The following is a 16,336-nucleotide window of genomic DNA, read 5'->3' on the forward strand; positions in this document are numbered from 1 at the left end:
ATGTACGAATTAGATGAATCAAAATATTTATACCTGCTTGCAGTAATACCGTTAATTGTGCTGGTATTCCTGTATAACTTATACTGGAAAAGAAAAAAGCAGCGTGAATTTGGAGATGTGGAGCTTGTGAAAAAGCTAAGCCCGGAGCGTTCGGTATTTAAACCGGTGCTTAAACTCCTGATTGTGCTTTTAGCACTGGCAGGCATAGTTATTGCGCTTGTTAATCCTAAAATAGGCACAAAAATAGAAACCGTTAAGCGTGAAGGCGTAGATATTGTTTTTGCTATTGACGTTTCTAAAAGTATGCTTGCCGAAGATGCTGCACCCAACAGGCTTGAAAAAGCCAAACAAATAGTTTCGCAGGTAATTAACCAGCTGGGTACTGACAGGATAGGTATTGTAGGTTATGCAGGCAGTGCATATCCTGTATTGCCTATAACTACAGATTACAGTGTGGCAAAAATGTTTCTGCAGAATATGAATACCGATATGGTTTCATCTCAGGGAACGGCTATTGGGGATGCCATAGAACTTTCGTCCTCTTTTTTTGATGACCCCAATACCAGTAAATTGGTAATACTTATTTCCGACGGTGAAGACCACGGTGCAGATAGCGAGGAAGCCGCACTTAACGCAAAGGAAAAGGGAATAAAAATAATAACAGTGGGCGTGGGTACCGAAAAAGGTGGGCCTATACCTATAAAAGTAAACGGTATTACACAAAGTTTTAAAAGGGATAATGAGGGTGAGGTTGTAGTAACTAAACTATATCCCGATGCTTTAAAATCTATTGCTTCTGTAACAAAGGGCGGATACGTTTATGGCGGCAGTACAAGGGAAGTTTCAGATTATGTAAAGAATGCACTGGAAAATGTGGAAAAAACAGAATTTGAATCGAAACAGGTGGCGTTATATGAATCGCAGTTTCAATGGTTTCTGGCCGCGGCATTTGCGTTGCTGTTTATAGATGTTTTCCTTTTGGAACGCAGGACAGCATGGATACGCAGGTTAAATCTTTTTAATGAAAAGGAATAGATGAAAACAGTTATAACCGTTAGTATGATATTATATACTTTTTTTGCTTTTTCGCAGGAGCAGGAAAAGAAAGCTGATAAATACCTGCCAAAAGGCAACGAGGCTTTTGCAGAAAAGGAATATGCACAGGCTGAAGCAAATTACAGGATATCAAAATCCAATGAGCCCACACAGGCTGTATCGGCTTACAATCTTGGCAACGCAATTTACAGGCAGGACAAGCCGGGAGAAGCAAAATTCGCCTACTTAAAAGCTATTGAGAATGCCAAGGATAAAAAAGATAAGCACAGGGCATTTCATAACCTTGGCAATGTTTTTATGCTTGAAAAAAATTACCAGGGTGCTGTAGATGCCTATAAAAATGCCTTGCGTAATAATCCTTATGACGATGAAACCCGTTACAATTATGCTCTTGCCAAAAAGATGCTGAAAGAAAACCCGCCACCCAAGGACGATAAGAAAGACGACAAAAAAGATCAGAAGAAGGACGATAAAAGCCAGCAGCCGAAAGACAATAAGGATAAAAACAAAGGAGATAAAGGCGACCAAAAAGATAAAGGCGATAAGGGAGAAGAAAAGGATAAGGACAAAAACGGGCAAGGCGACCAAAAAGACAATAAAAACGGTAAAGATAAGCAAGATAAGGGTGCCGGAGGTAAAGAAGAACAGCAACAGGGAGGTGAAAGCCCTGAAAAGCAACGGATGCAAAACCTGCTGGACGCCATGAATAACGAAGAAAAGAAAATACAGGATAAAATAAATGCACAAAAAGTAAAAGTGCAGCCTAAACGCCAGGAGAAAGACTGGTAACAATTTTTAGGAATTGAAGACTGATTATTTCAGACTAAGATTAATTGTAATGAAAAAATACATCTTACTATTGTTGTTATGCATTCAGGGACTTTATGCTCAGGTAGAGTTTAAGGCTGTGCCCAGCAAAACTACTTTGGGTGTAAATGAAAGGCTGCGTGTAGAATTTACCATGAATGAAGATGGGGATAATTTTGTCCCGCCATCTTTTGACGGTTTTCGTGTAAGCGGGCCCAGCCAGATGATAAGCAATTCCTGGATTAACGGAAAGCGCACTTTCAGCAAAAGCTATACCTATGTGCTTACACCTACTTCCAGGGGTAGTTTTACAATAGGGCAGGCAAGTATAGAAATTGATGGTAAAAACTATAAAACAATCCCTTTTAAGGTTACGGTTACCGATGCTGTACAAAACGCCGATACCCCCAGCAACCCTAACAACCCCTATAACCAGCAGATACAAAATGCAGGAGAGGGGCTGCATCTTGTTGCTGAAGTAAATAATTCCAGTCCTTATGTAAACCAGCCTGTAACGGTAGTTTATAAACTATATGTTAGCCATAACACCAGTGTAAGGAACTGGAGGGAAGTTGCCACGCCGCAGTTTAACGATTTCTGGAGCCAGAATATAGATATAAAAGACCTTGTTGTTGAGGAAGGGCAGTACAACGGGCAAAGTTACAGGTATGTAGTGCTGCGTAAAACCGTGCTATATCCGCAAAAAAGCGGTAGGCTTGAAATAGAACCCCTGTCGCTTGATATTATGATGGATGTGCCTACAGGCAGGAGGGATTTTTTTGGGCAGCCTTTTATGACACAGGCCAACAGAGTAGTTTCCTCGGGTAAAAAATATATAAATGTAAAGGCACTGCCCGAAAATGGAAAGCCTGCTGACTTTACAGGTGCAGTAGGCAGTTTTGACTTTAAAGTTAAGCCATCTAAAACCACGCTGCATGGTGGTGAGTCTTTACAGCTTGAAGTTTCGGTAACGGGCAGGGGCAATCTTAAACTGTTTACACTACCTAAACCTGTAGTGCCTGCAGCTTTGGAAATGTATGACCCTGAACATAAGGAAAATGTTTCGGTACCGCTAACGGGAATGCAGGGCAAAATATCCGACACATATACCATTGTAGCCCAAAATAAGGGTAAATATCCCATTAAGGCACTATCTTTTTCGTGGTTTGACCCTGCTGCAGGAAAGTATAAAACCATTACATCAGACGAGATAATGGTTAATGTATTGGATAATCCCGCAGCAACAGGAACATCTTCAGGTCAGGAAACTGCAAAAAGAGCGGTTGACCCTGTAGAGCAGTTTCGCTTTGTTGACCTTGACACTTCTTTACAGCCTATAGGTAAAGATGACTTTTTTGGTTCGGGTTTATTTTATTTACTGTTATTTACCCCGTTCCTGTTAATTCCGATTATTGTACTTGCCAAAAAGAAGAAAGAGGCTATTGACAGTGATGTTACCGGCAACAGGATAAGGCAAAACAACAGGCTGGCCAAAAAGTATCTTTCTGAGGCTAAAAAGCACCTTGGTAATAAGGAGCCGTTTTATGTGGCCCTTGAAAAGGCATTGCATAATTTCCTTAAAGCTAAGCTTAGTATTGAAACGTCGGAAATGAGCAAACCTAATATAAGTGAACTTTTACTGACCAGGAATGCCAAACCTGAAACAGTGAAAGATTTAATAAAGATAATGGACAGTTGTGAATTTGCACGTTATGCGCCATCATCCGGCGCGGCAATGCAGCAGGATTACCAAAATGCTGTAACCGTTATAACCGCCCTTGAAAAGCAGATATAGTAAAACCTGTTAAAAATGAAAAAGCTTTTATATATAATACTATTGTTTTCAGCCCCCGTTATAATGGCTCAGACAGCTTTTGATAAAGGTAACGAGCTGTACAGGCAGGGCAAATATCAAGAGGCAGCAAAAAGCTATGAAAGTATTGTAAAGGATGGGAAAGAATCGGCTGAGGTTTATTTTAACCTGGGCAATGCCTACTATAAAATGAACAGGATAGCCCCGGCTATTTACAATTATGAAAAATCATTGCTTTTAAAGCCCAATGACAAGGATACTAAAATTAATTTGGGATATGCCCAAAAGATGGTTATTGACGATATACAGCCAACACCTAAAGTGGGTTTTTCCAAACTGGTGTATAATTTTACCTCAGCCTATCATTATGACACATGGGCATGGGCGGCAGTGGGCAGTGCTTTTTTTGTACTTCTATTTTTTACAGGATATTATTTTTCAGGTACAACTTTACTAAAGCGTACCTTTTTTGTAACAATGTTTATAGCATTGCTTGCCATTGTTATAACTGTAATTTCTGCTATTTATGTTAAAGCCCAGGAAGGTAAAGAACGCCCGGCCATAATTTTTAGCGAAGTTGCATCTATAAAAAGTGAACCGCTTAAAAATGCCGAGGATGCATTTATACTGCATGAAGGCACGAAAGTGAATATTACTGAAAAGCTGGATAACTGGTATAAAGTACAGCTTGCCGATGATTCTGAAGGCTGGATTGAAAAAAATGCCGTAAAGGAAATTAAATAGAATTTACTCCCGTACTTCGGTTGCCGGCTTGGCAGGAAAAAGAAAAGAAAGGATTACGGATATTATTAAAATACCTCCCACCACTGCCAGTGATACTGGCGAAGAAATGTGGTAAAAAGGGCTTATAAGCATTTTTACGCCGATGAAAGATAATATTACTGCCAGCCCGTAATGCAGCTTACTGAACATGTGCATAAAGTTGGCCAGCAGGAAATATAAGGCCCTTAGCCCAAGTATGGCAAAAATGTTTGACGTATAAAGTATAAAAGGGTCGTCTGGTGCAATGGCAAATATTGCAGGGATAGAATCTACTGCAAAAATAAGGTCGGTAAACTCTATAACGGCAACTACTACAAGTAATGGAGTGGCTATTCGCTTGCCGTTTACTTTTATAAAAAACCTGTCGCCTTCAAAATTCTTCGTAACCTTAAACAGCTTGTAAATTATTTTTGCGCCCGGGCTCTTGTAAAAGTCTTTATTTTCGTCATTATCCTCATGCGCCGACCATGATTTTATACCTGCAAAAAGCAAAAACAGGCCAAATATTGAAAGTACTGCGTTAATACGCACTTCATGCCCAAAAATTTCCATTTCAGGCAGATAGGTCATATTAATAAGCTCCACACCGGTAAAAATAAATATAGCCCGAAATACAAGGGCGCCTATTATACCCCAAAACAGTACCTTATGATGCAGGTATTTAGGCACGTTAAAAAACCCGAAAACCATTATAAAAACAAACAGGTTATCTACAGAAAGGGCTTTTTCTATCCAGTACGCACTCTGAAACTGGGTGAACTGCTCAAAACCGATGTAATAATAAATAACACCGCTGAAAACCATAGATAGTGCAATCCATACGATTGACCAGATAAGTGCCTCACGGCTGGAAACCACATGGCTCTTTTTATTGAAAACCCCCAGGTCTAACAAAAGCATGATTATTATAATGACAGAAAATCCGCCAATAATTCCGGGATGGTTTATCATATGGTCCATGTGCGTAGTTTAATCCAGTTTTTCAGTTAGTTTTTTAAATACCTGTTTAGCATCCTTCCCTTCATACAATATGCTGTAAACAGCATCAATAATAGGAGTTTTTGCTTTATATTCCTTGTTTAATGTGTAGGCACTTTTGGCTGCATAATACCCTTCTGCCACCATGCTCATTTCCATCATGGCCGATTTAACAGTATAGCCTTTGCCAATCATGTTGCCGAACATCCTGTTGCGTGAAAAAACAGAATATCCCGTTACCAGCAGGTCACCAAGGTAAGCAGAATTATTAATGTTACGCTTCATTTTATGAACCTTGCGGATAAACTTTTTCATTTCGCGTATGGCGTTGCTCATAAGTAGTGCCTGAAAATTATCGCCATAGCCTAACCCGTGGGCTATTCCTGCTGCAATGGCATAAATGTTTTTAAGCATGGCGGCATATTCCGTGCCAATAATGTCGTCAGAAATTTTAGTGTTTATATAATAGCTGTTTAAATGGCGGGCCATAATTTTGGCCTTTTTATCATTGCCGCAGGCTACTGTAAGGTAGGATAGCTTTTCAAGGGCAACTTCTTCGGCATGGCATGGGCCTGTTATTACACCAATGTTGTCATAGGGAATATCATACTTCTGGTGAAAATGCTCACCAACTATCAAGCTTGTTTCCGGCACAATGCCTTTTATTGCCGAGAATATTACCTTGCCTTCAAGGCTTGCAGTAAGTTTTTCTAGCTCGCTGCTTAAAAAAGCAGAGGGTATGGCAAAAATTATATAGTCGGCATAGGCAACAGCCTCATTAATATCATTTGTAAGCTTTAGTTTTTTGGTGTCAAATTCAACCGAGCTAAGGTAGTTAGGGTTATGCTTTTGCAGTTTAATATGCTCTATGGCATAGGTGTTCCTCATATACCAAGCTATTTCAGGAACATTTACACACAGCATTTTAGCAATGGCAGTAGCCCAGCTTCCGCCGCCAATAACGGCGAACTTTGGAATATCACTCATTTTTAGTTTGATTTGGAGCGCCAAAAGTACTTAAAATTTTCAGCATGTGCCAAAAACAAAGGATTGTACTTAAGCCAGCATTAAATTAGTAACGTGATTTCAGCCTTACAAAACATTAACATTTTATTATGATTTGATAATACAATTAACTATAACCACAAGCGTTATTTAATAGAGTTTTGTTTAACTAAAAGGATTACATTAGGTTAGTTAAATTTTTTGTTTTTGGTGTTTTTAAAAAGGCATTCTCAATTTTATAATAGGGAGTGCCTTTTTTACTTGGTATAAAACAGGTTATGGTCTATATACTCCCAAACTTTTTGCGGCAGCAGCGGCCTTACATTTTTTTCCTGTTTAATGCTGTTACGGATAAAAGTAGATGATATTTCTATTACTGGCGCATCAACCCTGTGAATCCTTTTATGGTTTTGAAGTTCCGGCTTAATTTCCTCGGCATTTATGCGGGGATATACATAAATATCATAGTTTTCAAGCAGTACATCATAATTTTTCCACTTGTGCAGCGAGTTCAGGTTGTCTTCTCCCATTATAAGCGCAAACTCATGGGCGGGAAATTTTTCCTGTATGTGTGCCAGCGTATTTACTGTATAATTAGGTTGCGGCAGGCGAAACTCAATATCGCTTGGCTTTATGTTGTTATAGTTTTCGGTTGCCAGGAATACCATTTGCAGCCTGTGGTGGTCCTCAAGCAGTGAGCTTTTCTTTTTAAGCGGATTGTGTGGTGTTACTACCATCCAAACCTGGTCCATGTCGGTATATTCGGCCATATGGTTGGCTATAATCAGGTGGCCTACGTGTATAGGGTTAAAAGTGCCGAAATAAAGCCCTATCTTCATAATCCTGTTTATTTGGAAATATAATCTTTTACAAGCCTGTAAGCTTCCTGCTTGGCTACATCAAGGTCATAATTTTTAATTATAGTATCAAACTGCGGTGCCGTTGCCAGCTCAACCGAAGCTTTGGCAATACGCATATTTATTTTATCATCGCTTTCTGTACTGCGTTTCTTCAGGCGGATTTTAAGCTCATCTACGCTTGGAGGCTTTACAAAAACAGCAAGTGTTTCTTCAGGAAATTTTTTCTTAATGCGCAAGCCTCCCGCTACATCAATATCAAAAATTACATTTTTGCCCATGCTCCATATACGTTCCACTTCGCTTTTAAGCGTACCGTAAAAATTATCGCGGTAAACTTCTTCCCACTCCACAAAATCTTCAGCCTTTATGTGTTTTTTAAACTCGTCAATAGACATAAAGTAATAATCTTTGCCATTTTGCTCCTCGCCCCTTGGGCTGCGTGTGGCCGCCGATATTGAAAATTCAAGGTTAAGTTCCGGCTGTTCCAGCAGGTGTCTTACTATAGTGGTTTTGCCCGAACCGGAAGGTGCGGAAAATACAATCAGTTTGCCGTTTTTCATGTAGTTGTGTGTTTGTGGGGGTAGTACAGGTAAATTTTAAAGCACGTTTAATACCTGTTCTTTTATTTTTTCAAGTTCATCTTTCATCTGTACAACCAGCTTTTGCATTTGCGCATGGTTGGATTTTGAGCCCATAGTATTTATTTCGCGGCCCATTTCCTGTGTTATAAAGCCAAGCTTTCTGCCATTTGCCTCATTACCTGCAAGAGTTTCCATAAAATAATTAAGGTGGTTTTCCAGCCTTACCTTTTCTTCGGTTATATCCATTTTTTCCAGGTAGTAAATCAGTTCCTGCTCAAAACGGTTTTCGTCAACGTTTATTTTTAGCTCCTCGATTGCTGCGCTAAGCCTGTTTTTTACATTTTGTATGCGTTCTGAATCATAGGAAACAGTTTCCTTCATTAAAGACATTATGTTGGAAACCCTTACTAAAAATTCTTTCTCCAAAGCAATTCCTTCGGAAACCCTGAAATTATGTATATTTTCCAGTGCCTGGTTTATAACGCCCTGTATAGGTGCCCAGTCACTTTCCTCAATATCATCACGCTCGGTTTTAAGTGCATCCGGCATGCGGACTGCCATTTTAAGCAGTTCGGTTTCATCGCTGTTTACCACCTCCCTTAGCTGGTTTATGTAGGCCTTAACAATGGGAATATTTACTTTGGAAGACGTTTCTTCTCCTGTAACCTCAACAAAAAGGGAAAAATCAACTTTACCCCGCTCCAGTTTTTGTGCAATAACATTGCGGAGTGCAAGTTCCTTTTCACGGAAAGCGGAAGGCATACGCACACTCAGGTCGAGCCCTTTGCTGTTAAGCGATTTTATTTCAACAGTTACTTTTTTGTTGGGCAATTGCAAAGATGCCTTGCCAAACCCTGTCATTGATTGTATCATGCAGAAAAATTAAAGCTACAAAGTTAATAAAAATAAACAGAGGCAGGAGTGCCTGCACCTTTGTTGTTTATTGTAAATGGTTTACAGCTTCATCTATTACCTTTTTACTGTTGCCGATAAAAATTTTATCTCCGTCAATAATTACAGGCCGGCTTAAAAAGGTATAGTGTTCTAAAATTAAATCCCTGTAATCACTTTCAGCAAGTGCTTTGTCTTTCAGTCCTCTTTCTTTGTATAAAGTTGCCCTCCGGCTGAAAAGTGCTTCATAGCTGCCTGCCAGTTGCTTCATAGTGTCAAGCTGTTGTGGTGTTATAGGTTCCTGTTTTATATCCTGAAGCTTAAAGCCTTCAATATTTGGCAGTAATTTAATTATACGCTTGCAGGTATCGCAAGTTTTCAGGTAAAAAATAGTTTTCATAAGCTGCATATAAAACGCCAAAGGTAAGTTATGTTTTACAGATTGGAAAAATACTTATTTTTATAAAAATTAAATGTGATGGACAAAACCTTTAGTGTAGTGCGCAAAAGCAGGGAACTATTGTTGTCGTTTCTTAATAATTATTCTGTTGAACAGCTTAATAAAATACCACATGGTTTTAACAATAACCTGTTTTGGAATATTGCACATGTGGTTGTATCGCAGCAATTACTGGTATATAAATTATCTGGTTTGGAAATGATGGTTAGCAGCGAAATGGTGAACAGCTACAGGAAAGGTACCAGGCCTGTTAAAGATAGTACCATTGCCGAGGTGGAGGAATTAAAAAGCCTGCTTTTTTCTACAATTAATAAAACGGAACAGGATTATAAAAATGGCATTTTTGTGAATTATCATACATTTACTTCAGAATTTGGATATGTAATGGCATCAGTAGATGATGCCCTTGCATTTAATAATTTTCATGAAGGTGTCCACTTAGGCGTTATGATGGGTATCCGTAAGTTTTTATAGCATCATTTAGCTTAGCAATACACCGTCTTTAAATATTACAGGAATTTCCTTTACGTTTTCGGTATTGATGCTTCCGGCTTTAAATACAAAGTTTTTATCGTAAAGGGTGTTCCCTTTAAAAAAAGTAACCATAAAGCTGTTATTAAGCGCAAGCACGCTTTCTTCAATCATTTCAATTTTTACAGCGGTATTGGCAGGCACTTCAACAAAAGCATGGCGCATGGTTGATGTTTTACGCTGCTCGCCGTTTATTTCTCCCCAGGCGTTAGATACCACTATGGCCGTTTCAAGCTTTTCTTCCCCATCATTAATAAGATAGGCATACCATGTATTTTCCATAAAATCGTCATTCCATTCCTGCAGGGCAGCTACATATACATTTTCAACTTTTGGTATTATTATATCTTTTTTCATTTTATTTAATAGGTTTTAATTTTTTTGAGGCGTAACTTTAATTTAAATCTATAGTTATGAAACAACTATTATATCTTTTTGCCTTTGTATCCCTTATTGCCTGCAAAGATGGTAAAAAAGCTGATGCCGGGCAAAACAATAACGAACCGGCTGTAGAGGTAACCGAATTGCAAAATGATAAAGCCCCCGATATGCATAACAGTGCCAATTCGCTGGACTGGGTAGGGGAGTACTCAGGGATATTATCCTGCTGGAACGGCTGTGAAGGTTATAAACATATTATTGAGCTCAAAAAAGACAGCACTTATACTTTAACATTACAGGCCCTGGGCATAGATGATAAACCAAGGACACTAAATGGTAAATTTAACTGGAGTGATAACGGAAGCATAATTACGCTTGATGCCGAAGGCGACCATTTAAAATTTAAAGTAATGGAAAATATGCTGAAAAAACTGGATAAGTTTGGCAATGAGGAGCAGGGGGCACCACAGGCAAAATATTTATTACATAAAGTACAGTAATAAAATAAAAGGCAAGTGTAATTATGAACAGGCTTAAAGCAGTCCGCAATTACACTTCTTTAATTATATACTTGCCTTAAACTGTTCCAGGAAACGCACATCATTTTCATAAAACATGCGGATATCGCTAATCTGGTAAAGAAGCATGGCAATGCGTTCAATACCCATACCAAAAGCAAAGCCGTTATATTTTGCCGCGTCAATGCCGCAGTTTTTAAGTACATTAGGGTCAACCATACCACAGCCCATAATTTCCAGCCAGCCTGTACCTTTGGTTATCCTGTAATCTATTTCGGTTTTAAGCCCCCAGTAAATATCCACTTCGGCACTCGGTTCAGTAAAAGGGAAGTAAGAAGGACGAAGCCTTATTTTACTTTTGCCAAACATTTCCTTAGTGAAATATAAAAGGGTCTGCTTTAAACCGGCAAAAGAAACATCTTTATCTATATACAGGCCTTCCACCTGGTGGAAGATACAATGTGAACGCGATGATATTGCCTCATTACGAAAAACCCTGCCCGGTGAAATAGTACGTATGGGCGGTTTATTATTTTCCATATACCTCACCTGTACTGATGAAGTATGCGTGCGCAGCAAAACATCTGGATTGGTTTGTATAAAAAAGGTGTCCTGCATATCGCGTGCCGGGTGGTATTCCGGCAGGTTTAAAGCGGTAAAGTTATGCCAGTCATCTTCAATTTCCGGCCCCTCGCTAACATTAAACCCTATATTGGAGAATATATCTATAATCTGGTTTTTAACAATAGAAATAGGGTGGCGGCTACCCAGCGAAAGTGGCTCTCCGGGACGTGTAAGGTCGCCATAAATACCTTTGGCCTCTTCTTTGCTTTCCAAAGCCTCCTGAAGCTGGGTTACTTTATCCTGTGCGGCATTTTTAAGGGTGTTTATAACCTGCCCAAACTCTTTTTTTTGCTCATTGGGAACATTTTTAAATTCCGCAAAAAACTCATTAAGAATACCTTTTTTACCCAGAAATTTAATCCTGAAGGCTTCCAGTTCTTCTTTGTTTTGAGTGGTAAAAGCTTCGGCTTCGGCTATATAGCCTTTAATCTTGTCTATCATTGTTGATTTATAAAAGTGTGCAAATTTAATTATTTTAAATTTTAAGCGCCAGTATTTAAAGTTTAATTACAGGGTTTAACACTGCTTTGCCAAATCAGGTAATAACTCCTTTTTCAAGGAAATAATCAACAATAGCTCCTTTCATTAAAACTGATTGTTCGCCCGCTTTTAATGGAGGAAGCATCTCCTTAACTTTATAGTGGGGCCAACCTTCCTCATCAAAATAATCAAATTCATAGTAGCCGTAAGGTTCCAGCAGCCTGCATATTGCAATGTGCATGAGGTTTACCTTTTCATCTTTTTTAAACTTGCGGTTAAACTTGCCGAGTTCCTGCACGCCTATAAGGTAAATAATAGAGTCAAGGTCAAGTGTTTCACCGTCGGCAAAGCGGTTGGATAGTATGTTTACAAGCTGTTCCCAGCGTTCTTTCAGTTGTTCGTCTCTGGACATTAAATTACTTTTATTCTGCAAAGATAGGCACTTAAAGATTAATGTGCATTTACACTAAGTTTTGCATTTTTGGTTCCAAAAGTTAACTTTGCCTTTATGGCATTACCGGATATTATACTTGGCGGCTTTCTGCTTTATGGCTTTTTAAGGGGAATTTGGAAAGGTTTGTTTACAGAACTGGCTTCGCTTGTGGCATTATTAGCAGGAATATATATTGCGGTTAAGTTTTCGGGTTTTGCAGGGAGTGTTATTGCCGGTTATGTTTCCTGGCAGCCTAAATATATAACCATTGCAGCATTTGTAATTACCTTTATTGCGGTAGTTGTTGGGATTATACTGCTGGGGAAGTTTTTTACAAAACTTGCTGGCTTTGCAAGCCTTGGCTGGCTTAACAGGATTTTAGGCGGTGTCTTTGGGTTTTTAAAATGGGTACTTATTTTAAGCGTATCACTTCAGTTTTTCCTTAATCTTAATAAAAACAATGCCTTTGCCGAAGAAAGCACTCTTAAAAAATCCTTTTTCTTTTATCCTGTGCTTGAGGTTTCAAACACTATATATCCTGCACTTGAGGAGTGGTTTGCAGATTTTAAAAGTGAAGGTTACCAGCCGGAGCAGCAGGAAGATTAGCTTATTTTACTTTCAGGTATTGCTCAATTTCGTTATAAGGCAAAAGCAGCTCTTTTTCCTGTTCTGCATATGAGGCTATTTCATAAGGATTATAATACAGTAAAAGTCCTTCATCTGTAAAGAAAATATTTTGCGGCAGGATAAATTTATCGTTCTCAAACATTAGGCCTGTTGTATTTATAGATTTACCCATAGGAATTTTAAACTTTTCCCTGAATTGTTTTTCTGCAAAATCTGTAAAGCTCGCCTCGTCCTTAAAAATATCACTATATGTTAAAGATTTTCCTGTTTCCGGATTAAATAAAAGAGAGCGTTTTCCTGCATAGCCATGCGCTCCGCCGGTGTAGGTGTAATGCTCCAGGTTTATGTTAAGCACCTTGTCAGACCGGTAAGCTATAAAAGCATTTACATCCCCTTCCCAGCCTAATGCTTCTCGGGGGTATTCGTTTTTAAGTTCCTCATACGATTTTATGAACGAAGCCATAAGGTCGTCATAATTATTGGCAGCATAAGGCTGCTCGCCAAAAAATATAATTTTCCGTACTACATCAAAAACCTTTTTATTAATACTGTCTGATGCAACTTCAGGGCCTTCAGCTATGGGTACATCAATGGTTACTTTTGGGCAGTTATCTTTACAGGGAAGCGAAGTTTTTTTGCTATAGTGCTGTGCGGTAAATGTAAGTTGCTGTACTTCTTTGGGTTCGTTATTTTCCTCTTTATCTTTTTTGCAGCCTGCAAGCAACAGTGTGGCAAAAAGCAGTAAGGTATAATGTTTCATGGTTTAATAATGTTATTGTTTTGTAAAAGGCAGTATATCTTTACAAATAGATAACCAAATTACAGTAAATTTGCCTGAAAAGTAATAAAAGAGAATTTAAATTATATGAAATTTAACACAAAAACAATACATGGCGGGCAGCACCATGACCCCAGTACAGGGGCGGTAATGCCGCCTGTTTACCAAACCTCAACATTTGTTCAAACAAGCCCTGGCGTGCACAGTGGTTATGAGTATAGCCGGGCAGCCAACCCAACCCGCACCGCACTGGAAAATGCACTTGCCAGCATAGAGAATGGTACAAGGGGATTGGCTTTTTCTTCGGGGCTTGCAGCTACCGATTGTGTATTGAAAACCCTTAAACCCGGTGATGAGGTTATTGCAATGGACGATTTATATGGCGGCACCTACAGGATGTTTACCCGCATATACCAGGACTATGAAATAAAATTCCATTTTGTTGATATGAACGACCTGGAAAAATTTAAATCGCTTTTTACTGAAAACACCAAGCTTGTTTGGGTTGAAACGCCTACCAACCCCCTCATGAAGCTTGCAGATATTGAAGCAATAGCAAAAATTGCAAAAGAGAAAAAAGTGCTTTTTGCCGTTGATAATACTTTTGCCACACCCTACCTGCAAAGGCCGCTTGACATGGGCGCTGATATAGTTATGCATTCTGCAACAAAATATTTAGGAGGGCACTCCGATGTTATAGCGGGGGCACTTATTGTAAAAGATGAGGCACTTGGCGAAAAATTGCATTTTACCCAGTTTGCCACGGGGGCAACATTAGGCCCGCAGGATTCCTATCTGGTTTTAAGGGGTATAAAAACCCTGCACCTGCGCATGCAGCGCCATTGCGAAAACGGACAAAAAGTGGCAGAATATCTAAACAGCCACTCCCTTGTAGATAAAGTATTTTACCCGGGGCTTGACAGCCATCCCTTTTATAATATAGCTAAAAAGCAAATGAAAGGCGGATTTGGCGGAATGGTTTCTTTTACCTTTAAATCAGGTAAAAAAGAAGATGCCATTAAATTCCTGGAAAATTTAAAAGTATTTACCCTTGCAGAATCTTTAGGCGGAGTAGAGTCTTTAGCCAATCATCCGGCACTTATGACGCATGCTTCCATACCGGAAGAAAAACGTAAGGAAATTGGCATAAGTGATGACCTTGTGCGCCTTAGCGTTGGGGTGGAGGATGCCGAAGACCTTATTGCTGATTTAGAGCAGGCTTTGGTATAATAACAGTAGGAAAAAGCAACTATATATAGCTGTATTTTAAGAAAAATGTATATTTGCTGTAATCTACGAAAACGTTTTCATAAACAACAAAACAACAGATTTTATGAGTGAAAGCTTAAAAACCTTTATGGACGGGGTGGCAAAAAGAAACCCCAACGAACCCGAATTTTTACAGGCAGTACATGAGGTTGCCGAAACAGTAATTCCTTTTATTGAGCAAAATCCGAAATATCAGGATAAAAAGCTTTTGGAAAGGATGGCCGAACCGGAAAGGGTGATTATGTTTCGTGTAACATGGCTTGATGATAATGGTAAAACCCAGATAAACAGGGGATACAGGATACAGATGAATTCGGCTATCGGGCCATACAAGGGAGGATTGCGCTTTCACCCATCAGTTAACCTCAGCATTTTAAAATTCCTTGCTTTTGAGCAGACTTTTAAAAACAGCCTTACCACATTGCCAATGGGCGGTGGTAAAGGAGGTTCGGACTTTGATCCTAAAGGAAAATCTGATAATGAAATAATGAAGTTTTGCCAGGCTTTTATGACGGAACTTAGTAAGCATATAGGTGCCGATACCGATGTGCCCGCAGGAGATATTGGGGTTGGTGGCCGCGAAGTAGGCTATATGTTTGGGCAGTATAAAAGGCTGCGTAATGAGTTTACCGGCGTGCTGACCGGTAAAGGCATAAGTTTTGGAGGCTCGCTTATACGCCCGGAAGCTACGGGTTATGGATGTGTGTATTTTGCACAGAGCATGCTTGCTACGAAAGATGATAGTTTTATAGGAAAAACTGTGGTTATTTCAGGTTCAGGAAACGTTGCGCAATATGCTGCTGAAAAAGCCATGCAATTAGGAGGCAAAGTAGTTACAATGTCAGACTCATCTGGTTATATACATGATAAGGAAGGGTTTAATGAAGAAAAGCTTGCCTATGTAATGGAAATTAAAAACGTAAGATACGGAAGGATAAAAGAATATCTTGATAAATATCCGGGAGCAAAGTATGTTGAAGGCGGGCAGCCATGGGAAGTTCCCTGCGATGTTGCTTTACCTTGTGCAACCCAAAATGAACTTGATGGTAATGAAGCTAAAATGCTGATTAAAAACGGATGTATATGTGTGGCCGAAGGAGCCAATATGCCATGTACACCTGAGGCGGTTATAGCATTTCACGAAGCAAAATTGCTTTTTGCACCTGGAAAAGCCAGCAATGCAGGTGGTGTTGCCACATCAGGACTTGAAATGTCCCAAAACTCGCTTCGTCTTAGCTGGACACGCGAGGAGGTAGATGATAAGCTAAAAGATATTATGGCTAACATTCATCATGCATGCCTTACTTTTGGCACACAGGAAGACGGATATATAGATTACGTAAAAGGTGCTAATATTGCCGGATTTGTTAAAGTGGCAGATGCTATGCTGGCACAGGGGCTGGTATAATAGTAAGCATGGATGTAAATAAAAAAGGGGCTGCATTATGCAGCCCCTTTTTT

Annotated in this window: 19 protein-coding genes; 9 read left to right on the forward strand and 10 right to left on the reverse strand. The window is 39.3% G+C overall.

The annotated features are described in order from the left end of the window. From GSF09_RS01765 to GSF09_RS01780, 4 genes are read left to right on the forward strand one after another with little or no spacing between them, the layout of a single operon-like run. A complete protein-coding gene (locus GSF09_RS01765; RefSeq protein ID WP_159799212.1) occupies window positions 1–1,035 on the forward strand; it encodes a VWA domain-containing protein in 1,035 nt (344 codons plus the stop codon). Further along, window positions 1,036–1,845, forward strand: coding sequence for a tetratricopeptide repeat protein (locus GSF09_RS01770; protein WP_159799213.1), 810 nt, complete (start codon window positions 1,036–1,038; stop codon window positions 1,843–1,845). Window positions 1,846–1,894: 49 nt separating this feature from the next. Further along, window positions 1,895–3,658, forward strand: coding sequence for a BatD family protein (locus GSF09_RS01775; RefSeq protein ID WP_159799214.1), 1,764 nt, complete (start codon window positions 1,895–1,897; stop codon window positions 3,656–3,658). Window positions 3,659–3,673: 15 nt separating this feature from the next. Continuing rightward, window positions 3,674–4,420, forward strand: a complete 747-nt coding sequence (locus tag GSF09_RS01780) for a tetratricopeptide repeat protein (RefSeq protein WP_159799215.1) — start codon at window positions 3,674–3,676, stop codon at window positions 4,418–4,420. A 3-nt stretch (window positions 4,421–4,423) separates the two neighbouring features. On the opposite strand, the gene GSF09_RS01785 is transcribed toward GSF09_RS01780, so the two are convergent. From GSF09_RS01785 to GSF09_RS01810, 6 genes are all read right to left on the reverse strand, one after another. After that, window positions 4,424–5,419 carry a TerC/Alx family metal homeostasis membrane protein gene (locus GSF09_RS01785; protein WP_159799216.1) on the reverse strand — a complete coding sequence of 332 codons (996 nt, stop codon included), beginning with the start codon at window positions 5,417–5,419 and terminating at the stop codon, window positions 4,424–4,426. 9 nt (window positions 5,420–5,428) lie between these two features. Next, on the reverse strand, window positions 5,429–6,424 hold the full coding sequence (locus tag GSF09_RS01790; RefSeq protein ID WP_159799217.1) for an NAD(P)H-dependent glycerol-3-phosphate dehydrogenase: 996 nt from the start codon (window positions 6,422–6,424) through the stop codon (window positions 5,429–5,431). A gap of 275 nt (window positions 6,425–6,699) precedes the next feature. After that, window positions 6,700–7,281, reverse strand: coding sequence for a nicotinate (nicotinamide) nucleotide adenylyltransferase (gene nadD, locus GSF09_RS01795; protein ID WP_159799218.1), 582 nt, complete (start codon window positions 7,279–7,281; stop codon window positions 6,700–6,702). Window positions 7,282–7,289: 8 nt separating this feature from the next. Next, complete coding sequence (gene gmk / locus GSF09_RS01800; RefSeq protein WP_159799219.1) at window positions 7,290–7,862, reverse strand: guanylate kinase; 573 nt, start codon at window positions 7,860–7,862, stop codon at window positions 7,290–7,292. Window positions 7,863–7,898: 36 nt separating this feature from the next. After that, complete coding sequence (locus tag GSF09_RS01805) at window positions 7,899–8,756, reverse strand: YicC/YloC family endoribonuclease (RefSeq protein WP_159799220.1); 858 nt, start codon at window positions 8,754–8,756, stop codon at window positions 7,899–7,901. Between the two features lie 67 nt (window positions 8,757–8,823). Then, a complete protein-coding gene (locus tag GSF09_RS01810) occupies window positions 8,824–9,174 on the reverse strand; it encodes an arsenate reductase family protein (protein ID WP_159799221.1) in 351 nt (116 codons plus the stop codon). A 78-nt stretch (window positions 9,175–9,252) separates the two neighbouring features. On the opposite strand from GSF09_RS01810, the gene GSF09_RS01815 reads away from it, so the two are divergent. Then, a complete protein-coding gene (locus GSF09_RS01815) occupies window positions 9,253–9,708 on the forward strand; it encodes a DinB family protein (protein ID WP_159799222.1) in 456 nt (151 codons plus the stop codon). 6 nt (window positions 9,709–9,714) lie between these two features. Here GSF09_RS01815 and GSF09_RS01820 read toward each other — a convergent pair whose 3' ends face one another. Next, window positions 9,715–10,122 carry a hypothetical protein gene (locus GSF09_RS01820; RefSeq protein ID WP_159799223.1) on the reverse strand — a complete coding sequence of 136 codons (408 nt, stop codon included), beginning with the start codon at window positions 10,120–10,122 and terminating at the stop codon, window positions 9,715–9,717. Between the two features lie 56 nt (window positions 10,123–10,178). Here GSF09_RS01820 and GSF09_RS01825 point away from each other — a divergent pair, with 56 nt between their 5' ends. Beyond that, window positions 10,179–10,646, forward strand: a complete 468-nt coding sequence (locus GSF09_RS01825; RefSeq protein ID WP_159799224.1) for a copper resistance protein NlpE — start codon at window positions 10,179–10,181, stop codon at window positions 10,644–10,646. Between the two features lie 63 nt (window positions 10,647–10,709). On the opposite strand, the gene pheS is transcribed toward GSF09_RS01825, so the two are convergent. Both pheS and GSF09_RS01835 read right to left on the reverse strand, forming a co-directional pair. Further along, on the reverse strand, window positions 10,710–11,729 hold the full coding sequence (gene pheS / locus GSF09_RS01830; RefSeq protein WP_159799225.1) for a phenylalanine--tRNA ligase subunit alpha: 1,020 nt from the start codon (window positions 11,727–11,729) through the stop codon (window positions 10,710–10,712). Window positions 11,730–11,823: 94 nt separating this feature from the next. Beyond that, window positions 11,824–12,180: a hypothetical protein gene (locus GSF09_RS01835; protein WP_159799226.1), complete on the reverse strand. Its 357-nt coding sequence runs from the start codon at window positions 12,178–12,180 to the stop codon at window positions 11,824–11,826. A 96-nt stretch (window positions 12,181–12,276) separates the two neighbouring features. Between GSF09_RS01835 and GSF09_RS01840 the strand changes: the two genes are divergently transcribed. After that, a complete protein-coding gene (locus tag GSF09_RS01840) occupies window positions 12,277–12,807 on the forward strand; it encodes a CvpA family protein (protein ID WP_159799227.1) in 531 nt (176 codons plus the stop codon). A 1-nt stretch (window position 12,808) separates the two neighbouring features. On the opposite strand, the gene GSF09_RS01845 is transcribed toward GSF09_RS01840, so the two are convergent. Then, a complete protein-coding gene (locus GSF09_RS01845) occupies window positions 12,809–13,588 on the reverse strand; it encodes a DUF3298 and DUF4163 domain-containing protein (RefSeq protein WP_159799228.1) in 780 nt (259 codons plus the stop codon). A gap of 84 nt (window positions 13,589–13,672) precedes the next feature. Between GSF09_RS01845 and GSF09_RS01850 the strand changes: the two genes are divergently transcribed. Both GSF09_RS01850 and gdhA read left to right on the forward strand, forming a co-directional pair. Then, complete coding sequence (locus tag GSF09_RS01850) at window positions 13,673–14,836, forward strand: cystathionine gamma-synthase (protein WP_305038400.1); 1,164 nt, start codon at window positions 13,673–13,675, stop codon at window positions 14,834–14,836. A gap of 103 nt (window positions 14,837–14,939) precedes the next feature. After that, window positions 14,940–16,283, forward strand: a complete 1,344-nt coding sequence (gene gdhA / locus GSF09_RS01855; protein ID WP_159799230.1) for an NADP-specific glutamate dehydrogenase — start codon at window positions 14,940–14,942, stop codon at window positions 16,281–16,283. Window positions 16,284–16,336 lie beyond the last annotated feature (53 nt).

The organism is Flavobacterium sp. MK4S-17 (assembly GCF_009848495.1).
GTDB lineage: Bacteria > Bacteroidota > Bacteroidia > Flavobacteriales > Flavobacteriaceae > Flavobacterium.

Coding starts and splice junctions, on each gene's coding strand:
- GSF09_RS01790 (WP_159799217.1), bottom strand. CDS start 6,424: ATGAGTGATATTCCAAAGTTCGCCGTTATTGGCGGCGGAAGCTGGGCT.
- GSF09_RS01815 (WP_159799222.1), top strand. CDS start 9,253: ATGGACAAAACCTTTAGTGTAGTGCGCAAAAGCAGGGAACTATTGTTG.
- GSF09_RS01780 (WP_159799215.1), top strand. CDS start 3,674: ATGAAAAAGCTTTTATATATAATACTATTGTTTTCAGCCCCCGTTATA.
- GSF09_RS01840 (WP_159799227.1), top strand. CDS start 12,277: ATGGCATTACCGGATATTATACTTGGCGGCTTTCTGCTTTATGGCTTT.
- gdhA (WP_159799230.1), top strand. CDS start 14,940: ATGAGTGAAAGCTTAAAAACCTTTATGGACGGGGTGGCAAAAAGAAAC.
- GSF09_RS01820 (WP_159799223.1), bottom strand. CDS start 10,122: ATGAAAAAAGATATAATAATACCAAAAGTTGAAAATGTATATGTAGCT.
- GSF09_RS01785 (WP_159799216.1), bottom strand. CDS start 5,419: ATGGACCATATGATAAACCATCCCGGAATTATTGGCGGATTTTCTGTC.
- GSF09_RS01845 (WP_159799228.1), bottom strand. CDS start 13,588: ATGAAACATTATACCTTACTGCTTTTTGCCACACTGTTGCTTGCAGGC.
- GSF09_RS01835 (WP_159799226.1), bottom strand. CDS start 12,180: ATGTCCAGAGACGAACAACTGAAAGAACGCTGGGAACAGCTTGTAAAC.
- GSF09_RS01825 (WP_159799224.1), top strand. CDS start 10,179: ATGAAACAACTATTATATCTTTTTGCCTTTGTATCCCTTATTGCCTGC.
- GSF09_RS01810 (WP_159799221.1), bottom strand. CDS start 9,174: ATGAAAACTATTTTTTACCTGAAAACTTGCGATACCTGCAAGCGTATA.
- GSF09_RS01770 (WP_159799213.1), top strand. CDS start 1,036: ATGAAAACAGTTATAACCGTTAGTATGATATTATATACTTTTTTTGCT.
- gmk (WP_159799219.1), bottom strand. CDS start 7,862: ATGAAAAACGGCAAACTGATTGTATTTTCCGCACCTTCCGGTTCGGGC.
- nadD (WP_159799218.1), bottom strand. CDS start 7,281: ATGAAGATAGGGCTTTATTTCGGCACTTTTAACCCTATACACGTAGGC.
- pheS (WP_159799225.1), bottom strand. CDS start 11,729: ATGATAGACAAGATTAAAGGCTATATAGCCGAAGCCGAAGCTTTTACC.
- GSF09_RS01805 (WP_159799220.1), bottom strand. CDS start 8,756: ATGATACAATCAATGACAGGGTTTGGCAAGGCATCTTTGCAATTGCCC.
- GSF09_RS01775 (WP_159799214.1), top strand. CDS start 1,895: ATGAAAAAATACATCTTACTATTGTTGTTATGCATTCAGGGACTTTAT.
- GSF09_RS01765 (WP_159799212.1), top strand. CDS start 1: ATGTACGAATTAGATGAATCAAAATATTTATACCTGCTTGCAGTAATA.